Genomic DNA, 16,862 nt, shown 5'->3' with positions numbered 1-16,862 from the left:
CCGCTGGCCGGCAACCTCATGAACGTTCCCGAAGATTCTTGAGGCTGCCGGCCAGCGGCCGGCACTACCTTCAATCCACGCAGAGGGTGCCTTGTGCCTTGCCACCGTCGATGCGTTGCCGGCAACCGAAGTTCTGGCTGACATCACGCTGGCAGGTGCCGGTTGCCACCGCGCCTGCGGTCACTTCGGCGGACGCCAGGCACCGGCCGCTGCAGTCGCTCTTGCTGCTGCAGGACTTGCCGGCGTCGGCATAGGGAATCACGCACTGCACCCGCTGAAGGCGACCCAACGGCTGCAGGGTACCGCCAGCTGCACGGCAGTCCACATCGCGAGCCTCTTCATAGGCTGCAGCGGCTTCCGGGCTGTCGGCCGCTTTGGCTGCCGCGCCCGCATCGTCACTAGCCGGGGGTGCACTGCTGCAGGCGGCAAGCAGCGCGCCAAAGGCAACGCTGGCAAGGAATCGGAGGCGCATGGCGGTACCTGTTCAGGAAGGACGGCGCCAGCATACGCATCCGCCCATGCAGATGGCGTGTCAGCCGGCTTCAGGCCTCCTCACCCTCGCCTTCTGCCGCCTCTTCGTCGCTGGACGCTTCGCCCAGGTCGCCCAGCAGGCCTTGCGCCTGTTCGGTCGCCAGTGATTCCACGCCGCGCAGGCGGCGTTCGATGGTGCGCGTCTTGCGGCTGGCCTCGCCAATGCTGCGGCCCACCGTGGTGATCTGCTTCTCGGCCTTCTCAAGGATGCCGGCGAACTTGCCGAACTCGCTCTTCACAGCCCCCAGCAGACCCCATACTTCGCTCGATCGCTGCTCGATGGCGAGGGTACGGAAACCCATCTGCAGGCTGTTGAGCAAAGCCGTGACGGTGGTCGGCCCGGCCACCACCACGCGGTGCTCGCGCTGCAGCAGGTCGACCAGGCCCGGGCGCCGGATCACCTCGGCATACAGTCCTTCGGTCGGCACGAACATCACCGCGAAATCAGTGGTGTGCGGAGGCACGATGTACTTGTCGCAGATCGACTTGGCCTGCACCCGGATCGCGCGTTCCAGCTGGATGCCCTGCAGGCGCACACCCTCGGCATCGCCCTGTTCCTGCGCATCGAGCAGGCGCTCATAGTCTTCCCGCGGGAACTTGGAATCGATCGGCAGCCAGACCGGCGTGTCGTCGTCGCGACGGCCCGGCAGGCGCACGGCGATGTCGACCATCTCGTTGCCGTCAGGACGTACTTTCACCCCGCGTGCGTACTGTTCCTGGGTAAGGGTCTGCTCGAGGATGTTCTCCAGCTGCACTTCGCCCCAGCTGCCGCGGTTCTTGACGTTGGTCAGTACCCGCTTCAGATCGCCCACGCCGGTCGCCAACTGCTGCATTTCACCCAGCCCGCGCTGCACCTGCTCCAGCCGTTCGGACACCAGCTTGAACGAATTGCCCAGCCGCGTTTCCAGCGTGGACTGCAGCTTCTCGTCGACGGTGTGGCGCATCTGCTCGAGCTTCTGCGCGTTGTCGGCCTGCAGCGCGCGCAGCTGTTCTTCCAGGGTGGCACGCATTTCCGAGATGCGCTGTTCGTTGCGCTGGGTCAGCTCCTGCAGGCGCAGGCCCAGGCTCTCGGTCAGGCGCTGCTGCGACTGCGCACCCTCTTCGCGGCCCTTGCGGGCATCCTCCACCAGTGCCTGCCGCAGCGCACCGAACTGGGTGTCGGTACGGGCGGTCAGTTCCTGCAGCTGCTGGCCGAAGGCATGGATACGTGCCTCCTGCTGCTGGCCGAATACATCCAACTGCACGCGCAGTTCCTGCAGGCGTTCGCCCAGTGAGGCGGCACTGCGCTGCTGGCTGTCGGCCGCCTCGGCGCGGGCCTTGCGTGCGTCTTCGCTCAGCGCTTCACGCAGCAGGTCCAGGCGCTGGTCGGTGCGGGTGGACAGATCGGTGAGCGCGCGCGCGAACCCATCGAGCTGCTCGCGCAACTCGCTGCGGCCGGCGCGTGCTTCATCGCGCACGGCCTGTTCCAGGCGATCGTGGGGCGGGCGCCGCAGCAGCGCCACCAGTTGCAGGATCAGCACGACCAGCAGCAGGCCGGCGACGAGGAGGAATTCGGTTTGCATGTGGCAAGTGTAGGCTGGCCCGGTCTCACGTGCTGAAACGAGCCCATGTTTGTACTGTACGGAAAGCCCACCTCGATCAACGTGCGCAAAGTGCTGTGGCTGTGCGCCGAACTCGATCTGCCGTTCTCCCATGATCCGGCACCTGCGCCGGACGTGCTGTCCACGCTGAATCCGAACCGGCAGGTACCGGTGCTGCGCGATGGCGACTTCGTGCTGTGGGAGTCCAACAGCATCTGCCGCTACCTGGCCGCCCGGCAGGGACGAGACGATCTGCTGCCGGCCGCTGCCCAAGCCCGTGCCCAAGTCGAGCAGTGGATGGACTGGCAGGCCAGCGACCTCAACAGCGCCTGGCGCCACGTGTTCATGGCCCGCGTGCGCCAGCACCCCGACTTCGCGGACGACGCACGCGCCGAGGCAAGCCTGGAACAATGGAACCGCCTGATGACCGTGCTCGACCACCAGCTTGCCGCCAGCAATGCCTACGTGGCGGGCACCGACTTCAGCCTGGCCGACATCGTCCTGGGCCTGTCGACGCAGCGCTGGCGCAGCACCCCCGGCAACAAACCGGCGCTGCGCCACGTAGACGCCTGGTTCGAACGCCTGCGCGCCCGGCCAGGCTTCACCGAGCATGTGGACAACGGCGTGGCGTAGCACGCTTGCTTGGCTTCATCCACGCATGGCGTGGAGCTACTGTGTCGACCAAGGTCGACACCTACCAACAGCGGCGGGAAACCGTCGAAGGCGGGGCGGTGTGGGTTGGCAGGACCGTTGGCGCCATGGATGGCGCCATCGAGCCCCCATGGACGGGTTTACGGCGTGTCCTGCCTGCCCACACCGTCCCGCCAACCCGCAGGAGCCCCGCTTTGGCTTTGGCTGTTGCTGTCGCCTCTGCGGGTGCCGGGCGCAGCCCGGCGTTACCAGCCTTCCAGCACGATCTTGCCCTTGGCCCGGTGGCTCTCCAGCAGCGCATGCGCGCGCCGCAGGTTGGCCGCGTCGATGCGCCCGAAGTGCTCGCCCAGCGTGGTCTGCAGCACGCCGGCATCGACCAGATCGGCCACCCGGTTCAGCAGTTCGTGCTGGCGCTGCATGTCCGCGGTCCTGTACAGCGGTCGGGTGAACATGGATTCCCAGTGCAGCGACAGCGCCTTGCGCTTGAGCGCCATCACATCGATCTGGCCCGGATCATCGATCAGCCCCAGCTGCCCCTGCGGCGCCAGCAGCTCGACGAGCTGTGCGTAGTGCTGGTCGGTGTGGGTCAGGCTGGCCACATGGTCCACCTGGGTGATGCCCAGCCGGGCCAGGCCTTCGGCCAGCGGCCGACTATGGTCGATCACATGGTGCGCGCCCATCGCCTGCACCCAGTCCTGGGTCTCCGGCCGGGAGGCGGTGCCGATCACCGTCAGCTTCGTCAGCCGGCGCGCCAACTGCACCAGGATCGAACCCACGCCACCCGCTGCCCCGATCACCAGCAGGGTCTGGCCCTCGCCGCCGCCTTCGGCAATACGCAGGCGGTCGAACAGCAGTTCCCATGCGGTGATCGCGGTCAACGGCAGCGCCGCAGCGGCGGCATCGTCCAGGCTGGCCGGCTTGCGGCCAACGCTGCGCTCGTCCACCAGCTGGTACTCGGCATTGCTGCCCGGGCGATCGATCATACCGGCGTAGTACACCGCATCGCCGGGCTGGAACAGGGTCACCTCGCTGCCGACCGCATCGACCACGCCGACCGCATCCCACCCCAGCACGCGCGGGCCGTCGGTGGCGGCGCCGCGCCGCACCTTGGTGTCGACCGGATTCACCGCCACCGCGCGCACCGCCACCCGCAGGTCGCGCGGGCCCGGCTGGGGCAGGGGCAGGTCGAGATCGATCAGGGCCTGCGGGTCGTCGATCGGCAGGCCGGCTTGGGTGTAGGCAATGGCACGCATGGGGATATCCAGGGAGGAGAGACCACAGCGTGCGCCGTGCGCAGGGGAGCGGAAAGGCGCAGAATCGGTCAACACTTTCACTGCAGCAATGAAAATGGTCCGCTTCGACGATCTGCAGCTGTTCGTCCGTACCGCCGCGCTGGGCAGCTTCTCCCAGGCCGCGCGCGAGGCCGACCTGCTGCCGGGCCAGGTTGCCGCGGCGGTGGCGCGACTGGAACGCGAGCTGGACCTGCGCCTGTTCGTGCGCACCACCCGCAGCCTGCGGCTGACCGCCGAAGGCGCGCTGTATCTGCCCTACGCACAGGAGGTTCTGAGCACCCTGCGCGAAGGCCAGGCGCGGGTGCAGGGCGAGGACGCCGAACTGCACGGCACCCTGCAGTTGTCGGCGCCGTCGGACTTCGGCCGCAACCTGCTGCTGCCGTGGCTGACCGCGTTCCGCGCGGCGCATCCACGGCTGCGCCTGCACCTGCGCTTGTCCGACGAAGTGGCCGATGTGTTCCGCGACCCGGTCGACGTGGCCATCCGCATCGGCCACTTCGACGACGCCAGCTACGTCGCCCTGCCCTTGCTGGAACAGAACCGGCGGGTGCTGGCTGCGTCGCCCGGGTACCTGCGGCGGCGTGGCACGCCCAGCCGCCTGGAAGATCTGCGCGAGCATGATTGCCTTGTCTACCAGCTCGGCGGCCGCGCCTACGATCGCTGGTCGTTCGAGATTGAGGGGCGCCGCGTGGTGATCCCGGTGCGCGGGCCACTGGTCTGCGACGACGCCGACGTGGTGCGGCGCTGGGCGGTCGCCGGCGAGGGCATCACCTACAAGTCCTGGCTGGACGTCCGCGACGACGTGCTGGAAGGGCGCCTGCAGGTGCTGCTGGATGGCATCGGCAGCCACATTCCCCTGCAACTGGTCTGCCCCCATCGCAAGCAGTTCTCGCCGGCGGTGCGGCAACTGCACGCGCAGCTGCGCCAGCATCTGCAACCGCTGCTGTCCGCCATGCCCGGCAACGGCGACACGCCCCTGTCGCCTGCGCCAGCACTGGCCGACAATGGCGCTCCCCCGTTGTAAGAGAGTCGCGCCATGCCGTGGATGGGCATCCAGGACCTGTGGACCTTCCTGCTCGCTGTGCTGGTGTTTCTGGCCCTGCCCGGGCCGGGCACCTTCACCCTGCTGACCGCGNCCGGNCGCGGCGGTGTGCGCGGCGGCTACACGGCGCTGGCCGGCCTGCTGGTCGGCGACCAGATCCTGATGTGGCTGGCACTGGCCGGCGTGGCCGCGCTGCTGAAGGCCAATCCGACGGTGTTCCATGCCGTGCAGTATCTGGGCGCGGCGTATCTGGTGTGGGTCGGCATCAGCCTGCTGCGCACGCCCAAGGGTGACGGTGCCGACGTTGGCCCGGTGCGCATGCAGCCCGGACGCTACTTCCACCAGGCGATCCTGGTCAGCCTGCTCAATCCGAAGGCGATCCTGTTCTACATGGCCTTCCTGCCGTTGTTCATCGACCCGAAGGCCCACCAGGGCATCGCCACGTTCGCCGCGCTGGCCGGGATCATCTTCGTGGTCAGCATCGCCTACTGCTCGCTGCTGATCTGGGTCGGCAACCTGGCCCGCCGCCGGTTGATCCAGCACCCGCGGGTCAGCGATGCGCTACGGCGCGTGGCCGGCCTGTTCCTGGTCGGCTTCGGCATCCGCCTGGGCCTGAACGGCTGAGATCCCGTCGGCCTGGCAGGCCGCGCGCAGGTGGTCGATGAACACCCGCAGCTTGGGCGCCATATGCTCGCGCGCCGGGTAGTACAGATGAAAGCCGGGGAACGGCGGCTGCCAGTCCTCCAGCACGCTGCGCAGGCGGCCGGCAGCCAGATCGTCAGCAACCAGTGAGGCGAACCCCTGCGCCATGCCCAGCCCAGCCAGCACCGCCGCATAGGCCAGTTCGGCATCGTTGAACACCAGCCGGCCCTCGACGGCTACGTCCAGGTCACGCCCCTCACGGCTGAATTCCCAGGGCATCAGCCGGCCATTGGCGCGGCGATGGACGATACAGTCGTGGCCCTGCAGCTCCTGCGGGCTCTGCGGCACACCGTGGCGCGCGAAGTAGCCCGGCGTGGCCACCACCACCTGGCGCTCGGGCGGCCCGATCGGCACCGCGATCATGCCCTGCGCCAACGATTCACCCAGGCGGATGCCTGCGTCGAAACCCTCGGCGACCAGATCGGTCAACGCCGGTTCCACGCACAATTCCACCTCCACCTGCGGATACCGGGCCAGGAAGGACGGCAGCGCCGGCAGGACCCGGCGCTCGGCAACGATGCGTGGCAGGGTGATGCGCAGCCGACCGGCCGGCACGGTCCGCGCGCTGTCCAGGTCTTCGAAGGCCGATTCGATCTGTGCCAGCCCGCCACGTACGCGCTGCAGGAAGCGTGCACCGTGTTCGGTCAGCCCCACCCGGCGCGTGGTCCGTTGCAACAGGCGCACGCCCATCCGCGCTTCCAGCGCGCGCACGCTCTGTGACAGTGCCGAGGTCGAGACACCAAGCGCATCTGCGGCGCGGGTAAAGCTGGCGTGGTCGGCCACGTGGACAAACGCGACCACCGCCGACAGCGGTGTGGAGGGATCCATTGTGAAGCCTTCCTTCATTGTCAGTTCGGGTATATCCAGTTTATCCACAGGATCATCGGGCGGATGCTTTCCCTCCCGGCGGCACGCCCGCCTCCTTCGATGGAATGCCACATGTCACTTGATCACTACCGCCTGCTCGGTCGCTCCGGCCTGCGTGTCAGCCCGATGGCGCTGGGCACGATGACCTTCGGTGCCGACTGGGGGTGGGGCGCGGACGAAGCCGAGGCCCGCCGCATCTTCGATGCCTACGTCGAACGCGGTGGCAACTTCGTTGATACCGCAAACAACTACACCAATGGCAGCGCCGAGACGCTGCTCGGGCAATTCGCCCGGGGCCGCCGCGAACGGCTGGTGATCGCCAGCAAGTACACCCTGGCGACCTTACCCGGCGATCCGAACAACGCCGGCAACCATCGCAAGAGCATGATGCGCTCGGTGGAGGACAGCCTGCGCCGGCTCGGCACCGACTACCTGGATCTGCTGTACCTGCACGCCTGGGACGACACTACCGGGGTGGACGAGGTGATGCGCGGTTTCGACGATCTCGTGCGCAGCGGCAAGGTGCTGTATGCCGGCATTTCGGACACGCCGGCCTGGCAGATCGCCCGCATGCAGACCCTGGCCGACCTGCGCGGTTGGGCGCCACTGGTGGCCCTGCAGATCGAATACAGCCTGATCCAGCGCAGCGTCGAACAGGAGCTGCTGCCGATGGCCGAGGCGCTCGGGTTGGGTGTGGTGGCGTGGTCGCCGCTGGGCAGCGGGGTGCTGACCGGCAAGTACAGCGCGGCTGATCTCACCACGGCCGAGCCGCCGGAGGCTACGCCGGGCGGTTCCCGGCGCAGCGTGGCCCTCATCAATGGCGCGTTGACGCCACGTTCGTTGAACATCGCCGGGGAAGTCGCTGCCGTCGCGGCGGAACTGTCGCACTCGGCTGCGCAGGTCGCTCTGGCCTGGCTGCTGCAACGACCCGCGGCCGGGGCCATGCCGATCGTCGGTGCACGCACCCTGGACCAGTTCGAACACAACCTGGCGGCGCTGGATCTGGCGCTGCCGGCAGAGGCGCTGGCACGACTGGATGCGATCAGCGCGGTCGCGCCTGCCTTCCCGCACGACTTCCTGCAGATGCCGCTGCCACGCATGCTGATGAGCGGTGGTACGCGTCTGCAGCCACGCGCGCCGAGCAGGTAACAGCGGGGGCGCGCTATGCTGGCGCCCCTCGTTGGACAAAAGCGCCATGGCCGCAACACCAACGCTCGCGGTCGCAGCAGCCCTGGTGCTGCTGCTTGCCAGTGGACCGGCCACGGCCGCACCGGACCACCGCTGCCTCAGCGGTGGCCGCGACAACACGATCCACCTGGAATGGCGCTGGCTGGACGATGGCCGCGCCGATGTGCGCTATGCCGGGCACAGCGAGCGCCTGCCACTGCGCCGGGTCTCCGAACAGACCACGGTGCTGGACGAAGACCGCCCCTACCAGTTCGATACCGTCTGGGAAGAGCGCGTGGACGGTCGCATCAACGGTCACTACACACTGAGCACGCAGGGCGCACGGATCTACAGCTTCAGCTACGTGCGTGCCCGGGACGGTCGCCGCACGGACTTCGACGAAGACGTCAACGCCTTCCAGGACGACGGCTGTCACTGGTAGCCCGGTGCGCTGAGGCCGTTTGTGCCGTTTCCGGCAGAGTGCCCAGCGTCCAGCGCGGGCTGTGTCGGCCATGACCCCCGTCAGTGGCAATGCTGCGCTGCGTTCGGTCACACTCGGGACTTGTCGTTCTCAGTCACCCCTTCCGAGGCCTGCATGTCCCTGCTCCGGCGCAAGTCCCTAGATTCCGTCACCGTCCATGAAGCCGGCCGGCGTCTGGTCCCGACCCTCAGCTGGCCGCACCTGATCGCGCTGGGCATCGGCGCCATCGTCGGCACCGGCATCTACACCCTGATCGGCGTGGGTGCCGACCGCGCTGGCCCGGCCGTGCTGATCTCCTTCGCCATCGCTGGCGCGGTGTGTGCCTGCGCGGCGTTGGCCTACGCAGAGCTGTCCACGATGATGCCTGCCGCCGGCAGCGCCTATACCTACAGCTACAGTGCCCTGGGCGAAGTGTTTGCCTGGGTGGTGGGCTGGAGCCTGATCCTGGAGTACTCGCTGGTGGTGAGTACCGTGGCGGTCGGCTGGTCCGGTTACTTCGTCGGCTTCCTGGAATGGGTGCATACCCAGTTCGGCTGGGATCTGCGCCTGCCGGCGATGCTCGCGGCAGGCCCGCACGTCGATGGCGGCATGATCAACCTGCCCGCCATCGTCATCACCTGGCTGGTGGCCCTGATGCTGATGGCCGGTACCAAGGAGAGCGCCACCCTCAACGCGATCCTGGTCGTGTTCAAGCTGATCGCGCTGGCGATCTTCGTGGCGGTGGCCCTGCCGGCGTTCGACGCCAACAACCTGCAGCCGTTCATGCCTTACGGATTCGCCAAGACGCTGGGCCCGGATGGCGTCGAGCGCGGCGTGATGGCGGCAGCGGCGATCATCTTCTTCGCGTTCTACGGCTTCGACGCGATCTCCACCGCCGCCGAAGAAACCAAGAACCCCGGGCGCGACCTGTCCATCGGCATCATCGGCTCGATGGTCGGCTGCACCATCGTGTACGTGCTGGTGGCGCTGGCCGCGATTGGTGCGATGAGCTACACCGTGTTCGGCCAGAGTGCCGAGCCGCTGGCATTGATCATGCGCCAGCTGGGCCAGCCCACCGCCGCGATGCTGATCGGCGTGATCGCCATCATCGCCCTGCCGACCGTGCTGCTGGCCTTCCTGTACGGCCAGAGCCGCATCTTCTTCGTCATGAGCCGCGATGGACTGCTGCCGCGTGGCCTGTCCAAGGTCAACGCACGTACCGGCACGCCGGTGGCGACCACGCTGTTCACCGCCCTGGTGGTGTCGGCACTGGCCGGCGTTGCACGCCTGGACGAGATCGCCGCACTGGCCAATGCCGGTACTCTGGCCGCGTTCACCGCCGTTGGCATCTGCCTGGTGGTGCTGCGCGTGCGTGAGCCGAACCGCGAGCGCACCTTCCGCACGCCGTTGGCCTTCATCGTCGGCCCGCTGGCGGCGCTGGGCTGCATCTACCTGTTCATCAGCCTGCCGCACACCACCCAGCTATACTTCCTGGCGTGGAACGTGGTCGGCCTGGTGCTGTACTTCGCCTACAGCCGTCGCAACGCGCTGATCGGCCGGTAAAGGTAGCGCCGGGCCATGCCCGGCGGTCTTTGGGTCGTGCCGGCACTACCGCAGGGCGGCTAACCGCCCTGCTTTGCCGCGTAGTCCTGCGCCTGGCGCATCACCCGCAACAGGTTGCCGCCCCAGATGGCGGCGATCTGTTGTTCGCTGTACCCCTTGCGCAGCAGCCACGCGGTGATCTTCGGCAGCTGGCTGACATCGGGCAGGTCGCTCAGGCCACCACCGCCATCCCAGTCCAGACCGATGCCGACGTGCTCGGGGCCGACCACCTTCAGGAGGTGCTCGAAATGGGCGAAGAAGTCGTCCAGGCTGGCGTGGCGCACCGGGTGTTCGTGGTCCAGTGCCTGCTCGGCCTTCTGCAGCGCCACGCCCTGTTCGATGGTCATGCCTTCCCAGCCACCCAGCTGCTTGCTCAGGGCTTCTTCGGCCTGCTTGCGCTCGGGCGACTTGGCGGTGTCGATCAGGTAGCCGCCATACGCGTTCACCTGGATCACCCCACCAGCCTTGGCCAGCTTGCGCAGGCGCGCGTCATCAAGATTGCGTGGGTGGTCGTAAACCGCCTTGACCGAGCTGTGCGACAGCACGAACGGCACCGGCATCATCGCCAGCAGGTCGTCGAACACGGCATCGGAGGCGTGCGACTGGTCGATGACGATGCCCAGCTTCACCGCCTCGCGCACCAGGTCCTTGCCAGCCGGGCTCAGGCCCTTCCATTCAGCCCCCTTGGGATCGGTGGCCGAATCGGCGAACTCGTTGTTGGCGAAGTGCACGGTGCTGAGCAGGCGCAGGCCCGCACGGTGATAGAACGACAGCAGGCTGGGGTCGGCCACCAGCGGACTGGCGTTCTCCATGCTGATGTAGACCACGCGCTTGCCGGCGGCCTTGATCCGCGCCGCGTCATCGGCGGTCAGCGCCAATGCGAAGCGCTCGGGATTGGCGGCCAGCATCTGCCGGATCTCCAGCAACCGCTGCAGGCCGTGGTCGCGCTCGGCCAGATGCGCCGCGGCCGTGCGGTCGCCCTGGTCGGTATAGATCGCCCAGAAGCCGCCATCAAGCGCACCTTCGACCATGCGCGGGTAGTCCACCTGCGAGAGCGCGTTGCGGTCGTGCCGCTGCTCGATGTCGAAGCCGTTGCGGCTGAAGTTGGCCGGCGTATCCAAGTGGCTGTCCAGGGTCAGCAGGCGCTGCTGCAGTGCCTTGGCCCGAGCCAGCTCCTGCGTGCTGAAGTCGATGGCATGGGCGGACAGCGGCGCACTCAGCGCCAGGGCGAGCAGCAGGGACAGGCGACGCAACGACGGCATGGGCATCCACCGGCAATGGGAAGGACACGACCATAGCGCCGCGACGGCCAACGCCGGTAGTGCCGTATTGATGCGCCAGCTCCATTACACTCGCCGGCAGCCGATAAATCAGCGTGCAGCACCGCGTGCTGCGTCGACCATGGAATGGAAGCATCGATGTCGAACTCCCAGCCTCCGGCGCTGCCCGTGCAGGGCCAGGCCCCCGTCCCCGCCAGCACGGTCACCGTCGAACAGCTCAAGCGTGATGTGCTGCCAACGTTGTTTGCCGGGCGTACCGACATCGGCCGCTATGGCCCGGCCGACCTGGCCAGCGCCAGCGCCGAGCCGGCCTGGCAGGATGGCAGCGCCAACGCACTGGCCCAGGCGCTTGCCGAACTGGTCAGCCGGCTGTCCGAACACGATCCCAATGCGCTGCTGCAGCGCGCGGGATGGTGGCAGCGGTTCACCGGTGCCGATATCGAAGAACGCCTGCGCCGTCGCATTGCCATGGGCAGCAACGGCGATGTCCTGGCCAGGATCGAGCGCGAAGCCATCGCCGTGCGGGCCAGCGTCGATCGACTGGATGCGCAGCTGCTCGAGCATGACGTGCAGGGGGTGCGACTGCAGGTGTACATCGATGCAGGCGTGCAGTTCCTGCAGGAGCTGCCAGCGGCCGTGGACAGCGACGACGGCGCGCCGGTGCTCGACCGTCCGGTCGAGCGGCTGCAACGCCGCGTAGCCAACCTGACCGCGCTGCTGGCCAGCCATTCGATGAGCCGGATGCAGGTGCAGCTGGCACGCAGCCATGCCATCGACCTGCTGGACCGTTACAGCGAGACGGTGCAGATCCTGTTGCCGATCTGGCGCCAGACCATCCAGGCGCTGCACAACAGCGACAACGCCAGCCCGCAGATGATCGCCAGCGCGGCCCAGGCACAGGACCAGCTGAAACAGGCCCTGCAGCAGTTGCTGCGCACATCGGCGGTGCCGGCATGAACGCGCCGGTACGCGATCCGCTGCAGATCCCGCCGGATCTGCAGGCGCGGGTGGAAGCTGTTCCGGGCCTGCGCGCGTTCTACCGGCGGGCCTCGCTGCTGCGGGTCTTCGGCCTGGCCTGCCTTCCGCTGGCGGCAACGGCGCTGTCCTGCATGGCGCTGGCATTTACCGGCACCGAGCTGGGCCCCCCGTCGTGGGCACAAGTGCCGGCCGGCTATGGATCGAAGGACACGGGCAGGCAGTTGCTCATCCTGCTGGTCATGACCCCCTTGCTGCTGGTGTGGATGTTCTTCGGCGTGCGCGACCTGCTCAGCCGCCATCGCCTTCGCCGCTTCGCCTGGTCATTCGCGCTGGGTTCGATGCTGCTGTGCGGTGCCTGGGGAAGCATGGGCATCACCGCACCCGCCATCGGCCAGGGCGATCGCCTCGACCATCGCCAGCTGGACGCGCTGATCGCCAGTCCAGACTTCAGCGGCTTCAGCCCCCAGTGGCAGGCCTATCTGCGTGCACAGCAGGAGCTTCCCTACGGCGTCGCCTCGTCGGCCGTGGTCGCCACTGCCCGTGCATTGGCCAATGGCGAAGACATCGGTGTTCCGGTATCGCCGGCAATGCAGTCCCGCTTCGAGAAGGCAGCAGGGCTGCCCCGCTCTGAACGGTCGCAGCGATGGCATCAGCAGCGTCTGCTGGGCTGGCTTCTGTTCGACGTCGGCTGGGTGCTCGCGCTGCTCGCGGTACCGGCGCTGCTTGCATTGGGTGCGGTGGCGATCGTGCTCGGCCACCATCTGCGCCGCAGGTCCGAAGTGATCAACGGGTTGCTGCAGCAGCTGCAGCCGGTTCCTGCGCCGCCACGCGCGCAGCCCTGAGGCTGGCGCGCGGGGGCAGTCTTCGGCGCTGTGTGGGGGAGCCGGGCATCGCCCGGCTCCACACCCCGTAGGTCAGTCCACCACGCGGCAGAACACGGCCTTCAGGTAACGCGATTCCTGCACGTGGGCCATGAACGGATGGTCCGGGCCGGCGCCGGCCACCTTCAGGATCTGGATGGTGCGGCCGGAGAAGTACGCCGCACGACGCAGCATGTCCAGGAACTGGTCCTCGGCCACCAGGCCGGTGCAGGAGAACGTGGCGAACAGGCCACCGGGCTTGACCACGCCCAGCGCCAGCTTGTTCATGTCCAGGTACTTCTTCAGCGCGGTGATCACCTGATCGCGGTCGCGGGTCATCTTCGCCGGGTCCAGGATCACCACGTCGTACTGCTCACCGCGGTTGGCCGCATCGCGCAGCCACGGGAAGATGTCGGACTGGACGAACTTCGGGCGCACGTTGTTCAGACGTGAATTGCCCTTGGCGATCTGGATGACGTCCTCATCGATGTCGATGCCGACCACTTCCGATGCACCGCGCGCGGCCGCGTACACGGCGAAACCGCCGGTGTTGCAGCACAGGTCGAGCACGCTCTTGCCTTCCACCTGCTGGCTCAGCCACTCACGGTTCTCGCGCTGGTCGGCGAAGAAACCGGTCTTGTGCGCACCGGCCGGGTCGGCGCGGAACTTGATGCCGTACTCGGTGATCACCGACGCTTCGGTGGTGGTATTGCCGTGGAAATCGAAGCTCTCCTGCTTCTGCACGTGTTCGTCGGCGAAGCTGTGGAAGCGGCAACCCGGGAACTGTTCACGCAGGGCGTCGTAGATCCATTCGCGGTGGCGGAACATGCCGGCGGCGAAGAACTCCACCACCACCAGGTCGCCGTAGCGGTCGACCACCAGGCCGGACAGGCCATCGCCCTCGCTGTGCACCACGCGCCAGGCGTCGGACACCGCATCGAGCTTGAGCACCTCACGACGCAGCGACACCGCCTGGGCGATCTTGCGCGAGAACCAGCCGGCATCCAGCGGGATCTGCGGGTCGGTTTCGAGGATGCGTACGGCAATACGCGAATGCCCGTTGTAGAAGCCACGGCCGATGAACTCGCCATCCACGCCGACGACATCGACGAGGGCGCCGGGCTTGGGCCGGACGGTCGGCTTCTCGACCAGTTTCTGGAAGATCCACGGGTGGCTGGAACGCCACGCGTTCTTGAGGCGGACAACGGGAAGGGGGGTATTCATCCACCTATTGTAAACCGGGCGCCGGGGTCAGATCCCCACAAGGGCTCTGCCCCCGGCGGGTATGCCAACCAAGGTTGGCACCTACCAGAGCAGGGACCCCGGCCTCCCCAATTTGACGCCGGCCCGGCCAGGCCGCAGAATCGGCGGCAGAAGGGGAGTAGCTCCCAGACGTTGTCGCCGTCAATTCGAGCCCGCAGGCTCCGGTGCAACGGCAGTTCCGGCCCATCGGAACTGCGAGCGAGACCTTCGCCGTACTGGCGAAGCTCTGTCCCTGGATCCCCTCCCGATCCTCCGTTGCAGATCCTCGCCGTCCGGCTTGAGGCATTTTTCATTTCCCAACGGACAAACCCATGCAGACGATCGGTAATTTGTGGTTGTGGGGCGGCTTCGCAGCGGTGGTGGTCATCGCCCTGCTGGTCGACCTCGTATTGATGCGCCACGGTGGCCCGCACAAGGTCACTTTCAAGGAAGCCCTGTGGTGGTCCATCGGCTGGGTCGCGCTGGCGCTGGCCTTCAACGGCGGCCTCTGGTTCTACCTGAACGAGACCGCCGGGCAGGTCGTGGCCAACAAGGTCGGCCTGGAGTTCCTGACCGGCTATCTGGTCGAGAAGGCGCTGGCGGTGGACAACATCTTTGTCTTCCTGATGATCATGAGCTACTTCGCGGTGCCGGAGGAACAGCGCCAGAAGGTGCTGATCATCGGCATCCTGGGTGCGATCGTGCTGCGTACGATCATGATCTTCGCTGGCAGCGTGCTGATCACCCAGTTCCACTGGCTGCTCTATGTATTCGGCGCCTTCCTGCTCTTCACCGGCTGGAAGATGTGGTTCGCCGCGGGCCAGGAGCCTGACCTGGAAGCCAACCCGGCACTGCGCTGGATGCGCAAGCACCTGCGCCTGCTGCCGGACTACGAAGGCAACGCGATGAGCGTCAAGCGCGACGGCGTGCGCTGGTTCACCCCGCTGTTCGCGGTGCTGATCCTGATCGCGGTGACCGACGTGATCTTCGCGGTGGACAGCATCCCGGCGATCTTCGCGATCACCACCGACCCGTTCATCGTGCTGACCTCCAACGTATTCGCGGTGCTCGGCCTGCGCGCGATGTTCTTCCTGCTGGCCGGCATGGCCGACCGCTTCCACCTGCTGCCGTACGGCCTGGCCCTGGTGCTGGCCTTCATCGGCATCAAGATGATGATCATCGACCTGTTCAAGATCCCGACCCCGATCTCGCTGGGCGTGGTCGCGGTGATCATCGCCGCCACGGTGGTGCTGAGCCTGAAGAACCCGCCGAAGGAAGGCGGCGCCTGACCCTGGCCGATTGAACGCTGCGGCCGGTGGATTGTCCCGCCGGTCGCAGCCACTCTCCCGCAGCGGTGGCCTTGGTTTCGCGCCGGCCACCGCCATTGCTGAGGGTATGAACACGAACGCGCCCCTGCCCGCCGGCGACGCGCCGGCCGCCCGCAACGACCGCACGCGCATCCTGCGCGCCTTCAATGCCAGCCTGGCCGCCGTGCTGGTGCTGGTGGCCGTGTTCGCCCTGCAGGACCATTTCGACTGGCGACCCTGGGCAGTCGCACCGCTGGAAGCCAAGGGCCTGCTTGGCCTGATCGGCGGACCGCTGCTGCATGGCTCGGTCGAACACATTGCCGCCAACAGCTTCGCCATCCTGATCCTCGGCACCCTGGCCGGCAGCGTCTATCCCAAAGCCACGCTGCGTGCCCTGCCCCTGCTGTGGCTGGGCTCGGGAATCGGTGCGTGGATGCTCGGCAACCCCGGCAGCTTCCATCTCGGCGCCAGTGGCGTCACCCACGGCCTGATGTTCCTGCTGGCCAGCCTTGGCCTGCTGCGCCGCGACCGCGCGGCGATCGCCACCGGGCTGATCGGCATGCTGTTCTACGGCGGCATGCTGATGACCGTGCTGCCGCATGCCGACGGTGTGTCCTGGCAGTCGCACATGGGCGGAGCCTTCGCCGGCATCATCGCCGCGCTGCTGTTCCGCAACGCCGACCCGCTGCCGCCGCGCCCGCGTTACAGCTGGGAGGACGAGGAAGACGATGTCGAGCCGCTGGCCGATGACGAACTCGAGCCGCCGTCGCCACAGCGCGTGCCGGTGCTGTGGCAGCCGCGCGAAGGTCAGGACTATGTGGTGATCCCGTTCCGCCGGCCGGAAGACCCGCGCGGTTGATCGGGTGGATACGCCGGGCATGGCCCGGCGCTACCGTGTGTGGACGCCCGGGTAGTGTCAGCTCCAGCAACTGTTCGGGCGGATCAAGGGAGATTCCGGCGTGGGCGCCAAGCTACAAGGCGATCGTCGAGATCCAGGCTTACACGGCGGCCCACGCCGGCTCTCGACACCTACGTTGCCAGATTCCAATCAGATAAGGCTTAGCCGCGCCATCCATGGCGCGGATACCCCGCCCGGCCTCACCCCTCCGGCCTCGGACGGATCTCTGCGGCTTCCCCCACGGAAGAGAAAAAGAAGAGCAAAAGCAAAAGCGACCCATCGGCCGCTTTTTTTCATGCGCGCAGAACCCACGAGCGCAGCGACCCGCTGTTGCTNTTGNTCTTCTTTTCTTCTTCTCCGTGGGCTGGCCGCGCACGGAACCTGACAGGGGTCGGGCGGGTTG

Annotated in this window: 16 protein-coding genes; 10 read left to right on the top strand and 6 right to left on the bottom strand. The window is 67.3% G+C overall.

Features of this window, described 5'->3' with window-relative positions; translation table 11 throughout:
- Window positions 1-70: 70 nt before the first annotated feature.
- Window positions 71-472: a hypothetical protein gene (locus tag TEP_RS00080; protein ID WP_132823541.1), complete on the bottom strand. Its 402-nt coding sequence runs from the start codon at window positions 470-472 to the stop codon at window positions 71-73.
- 70 nt (window positions 473-542) lie between these two features.
- Window positions 543-2,093: a DNA recombination protein RmuC gene (gene rmuC / locus TEP_RS00075; RefSeq protein WP_132823539.1), complete on the bottom strand. Its 1,551-nt coding sequence runs from the start codon at window positions 2,091-2,093 to the stop codon at window positions 543-545.
- A 45-nt stretch (window positions 2,094-2,138) separates the two neighbouring features.
- Here rmuC and TEP_RS00070 point away from each other — a divergent pair, with 45 nt between their 5' ends.
- Window positions 2,139-2,744 carry a glutathione S-transferase N-terminal domain-containing protein gene (locus TEP_RS00070; protein WP_132823537.1) on the top strand — a complete coding sequence of 202 codons (606 nt, stop codon included), beginning with the start codon at window positions 2,139-2,141 and terminating at the stop codon, window positions 2,742-2,744.
- A 263-nt stretch (window positions 2,745-3,007) separates the two neighbouring features.
- On the opposite strand, the gene TEP_RS00065 is transcribed toward TEP_RS00070, so the two are convergent.
- A complete protein-coding gene (locus TEP_RS00065; RefSeq protein ID WP_132823535.1) occupies window positions 3,008-4,015 on the bottom strand; it encodes a zinc-binding alcohol dehydrogenase family protein in 1,008 nt (335 codons plus the stop codon).
- 88 nt (window positions 4,016-4,103) lie between these two features.
- Between TEP_RS00065 and TEP_RS00060 the strand changes: the two genes are divergently transcribed.
- Together TEP_RS00060 and leuE are read left to right on the top strand one after the other, a co-directional pair.
- Window positions 4,104-5,078 (top strand): LysR family transcriptional regulator, encoded by a 975-nt coding sequence (locus TEP_RS00060; protein ID WP_081794606.1) that lies wholly within the window; start codon window positions 4,104-4,106, stop codon window positions 5,076-5,078.
- Between the two features lie 12 nt (window positions 5,079-5,090).
- The gene (gene leuE / locus TEP_RS00055; protein WP_132823534.1) at window positions 5,091-5,720 is read left to right on the top strand and encodes a leucine efflux protein LeuE; all 630 of its coding nucleotides are present in this window, start codon (window positions 5,091-5,093) and stop codon (window positions 5,718-5,720) included.
- On the opposite strand, the gene TEP_RS00050 is transcribed toward leuE, so the two are convergent.
- Window positions 5,658-6,626 (bottom strand): LysR family transcriptional regulator, encoded by a 969-nt coding sequence (locus TEP_RS00050; protein ID WP_132823532.1) that lies wholly within the window; start codon window positions 6,624-6,626, stop codon window positions 5,658-5,660. The genes leuE and TEP_RS00050 overlap by 63 nt on opposite strands.
- A gap of 99 nt (window positions 6,627-6,725) precedes the next feature.
- On the opposite strand from TEP_RS00050, the gene TEP_RS00045 reads away from it, so the two are divergent.
- From TEP_RS00045 to TEP_RS00035, 3 genes are all read left to right on the top strand, one after another.
- Window positions 6,726-7,814, top strand: a complete 1,089-nt coding sequence (locus TEP_RS00045; protein WP_132826409.1) for an aldo/keto reductase — start codon at window positions 6,726-6,728, stop codon at window positions 7,812-7,814.
- 46 nt (window positions 7,815-7,860) lie between these two features.
- Window positions 7,861-8,274 (top strand): hypothetical protein, encoded by a 414-nt coding sequence (locus TEP_RS00040; RefSeq protein WP_025875608.1) that lies wholly within the window; start codon window positions 7,861-7,863, stop codon window positions 8,272-8,274.
- Between the two features lie 153 nt (window positions 8,275-8,427).
- Window positions 8,428-9,855, top strand: coding sequence for an amino acid permease (locus TEP_RS00035; protein ID WP_032978503.1), 1,428 nt, complete (start codon window positions 8,428-8,430; stop codon window positions 9,853-9,855).
- Between the two features lie 59 nt (window positions 9,856-9,914).
- On the opposite strand, the gene TEP_RS00030 is transcribed toward TEP_RS00035, so the two are convergent.
- Window positions 9,915-11,156, bottom strand: coding sequence for a dipeptidase (locus TEP_RS00030; protein WP_132823530.1), 1,242 nt, complete (start codon window positions 11,154-11,156; stop codon window positions 9,915-9,917).
- A gap of 156 nt (window positions 11,157-11,312) precedes the next feature.
- Here TEP_RS00030 and TEP_RS00025 point away from each other — a divergent pair, with 156 nt between their 5' ends.
- Together TEP_RS00025 and TEP_RS00020 are read left to right on the top strand one after the other, a co-directional pair.
- On the top strand, window positions 11,313-12,131 hold the full coding sequence (locus TEP_RS00025; protein ID WP_132823528.1) for a protein klaA: 819 nt from the start codon (window positions 11,313-11,315) through the stop codon (window positions 12,129-12,131).
- On the top strand, window positions 12,128-12,994 hold the full coding sequence (locus tag TEP_RS00020) for a hypothetical protein (RefSeq protein WP_132823526.1): 867 nt from the start codon (window positions 12,128-12,130) through the stop codon (window positions 12,992-12,994). The genes TEP_RS00025 and TEP_RS00020 overlap by 4 nt, the downstream gene beginning before the upstream one ends.
- Before the next feature lie 72 nt (window positions 12,995-13,066).
- On the opposite strand, the gene TEP_RS00015 is transcribed toward TEP_RS00020, so the two are convergent.
- Window positions 13,067-14,236, bottom strand: coding sequence for a class I SAM-dependent rRNA methyltransferase (locus TEP_RS00015; protein ID WP_132823524.1), 1,170 nt, complete (start codon window positions 14,234-14,236; stop codon window positions 13,067-13,069).
- A 350-nt stretch (window positions 14,237-14,586) separates the two neighbouring features.
- Between TEP_RS00015 and TEP_RS00010 the strand changes: the two genes are divergently transcribed.
- The gene (locus TEP_RS00010) at window positions 14,587-15,543 is read left to right on the top strand and encodes a TerC family protein (RefSeq protein ID WP_025875596.1); all 957 of its coding nucleotides are present in this window, start codon (window positions 14,587-14,589) and stop codon (window positions 15,541-15,543) included.
- 106 nt (window positions 15,544-15,649) lie between these two features.
- Complete coding sequence (locus TEP_RS00005) at window positions 15,650-16,420, top strand: rhomboid family intramembrane serine protease (RefSeq protein WP_132823522.1); 771 nt, start codon at window positions 15,650-15,652, stop codon at window positions 16,418-16,420.
- Window positions 16,421-16,862: the final 442 nt, after the last annotated feature.

The organism is Stenotrophomonas sp. TEPEL (assembly GCF_004348785.1).
Taxonomy (GTDB): domain Bacteria; phylum Pseudomonadota; class Gammaproteobacteria; order Xanthomonadales; family Xanthomonadaceae; genus Stenotrophomonas; species Stenotrophomonas indicatrix.
Note: the sequence above shows the minus strand (reverse complement) of the source record. Positions and strands in the feature narration are given on the sequence as shown.

Excerpts from the sequence above, each read along its gene's own strand:
- TEP_RS00035 (WP_032978503.1), top strand. The coding sequence starts at position 8,428 with ATGTCCCTGCTCCGGCGCAAGTCCCTAGATTCCGTCACCGTCCATGAA.
- TEP_RS00025 (WP_132823528.1), top strand. The coding sequence starts at position 11,313 with ATGTCGAACTCCCAGCCTCCGGCGCTGCCCGTGCAGGGCCAGGCCCCC.
- TEP_RS00040 (WP_025875608.1), top strand. The coding sequence starts at position 7,861 with ATGGCCGCAACACCAACGCTCGCGGTCGCAGCAGCCCTGGTGCTGCTG.
- TEP_RS00005 (WP_132823522.1), top strand. The coding sequence starts at position 15,650 with ATGAACACGAACGCGCCCCTGCCCGCCGGCGACGCGCCGGCCGCCCGC.
- TEP_RS00065 (WP_132823535.1), bottom strand. The coding sequence starts at position 4,015 with ATGCGTGCCATTGCCTACACCCAAGCCGGCCTGCCGATCGACGACCCG.
- TEP_RS00050 (WP_132823532.1), bottom strand. The coding sequence starts at position 6,626 with ATGGATCCCTCCACACCGCTGTCGGCGGTGGTCGCGTTTGTCCACGTG.
- TEP_RS00015 (WP_132823524.1), bottom strand. The coding sequence starts at position 14,236 with ATGAATACCCCCCTTCCCGTTGTCCGCCTCAAGAACGCGTGGCGTTCC.
- TEP_RS00080 (WP_132823541.1), bottom strand. The coding sequence starts at position 472 with ATGCGCCTCCGATTCCTTGCCAGCGTTGCCTTTGGCGCGCTGCTTGCC.
- TEP_RS00030 (WP_132823530.1), bottom strand. The coding sequence starts at position 11,156 with ATGCCGTCGTTGCGTCGCCTGTCCCTGCTGCTCGCCCTGGCGCTGAGT.
- TEP_RS00020 (WP_132823526.1), top strand. The coding sequence starts at position 12,128 with ATGAACGCGCCGGTACGCGATCCGCTGCAGATCCCGCCGGATCTGCAG.
- TEP_RS00070 (WP_132823537.1), top strand. The coding sequence starts at position 2,139 with ATGTTTGTACTGTACGGAAAGCCCACCTCGATCAACGTGCGCAAAGTG.
- TEP_RS00045 (WP_132826409.1), top strand. The coding sequence starts at position 6,726 with ATGGAATGCCACATGTCACTTGATCACTACCGCCTGCTCGGTCGCTCC.
- rmuC (WP_132823539.1), bottom strand. The coding sequence starts at position 2,093 with ATGCAAACCGAATTCCTCCTCGTCGCCGGCCTGCTGCTGGTCGTGCTG.
- TEP_RS00010 (WP_025875596.1), top strand. The coding sequence starts at position 14,587 with ATGCAGACGATCGGTAATTTGTGGTTGTGGGGCGGCTTCGCAGCGGTG.
- TEP_RS00060 (WP_081794606.1), top strand. The coding sequence starts at position 4,104 with ATGAAAATGGTCCGCTTCGACGATCTGCAGCTGTTCGTCCGTACCGCC.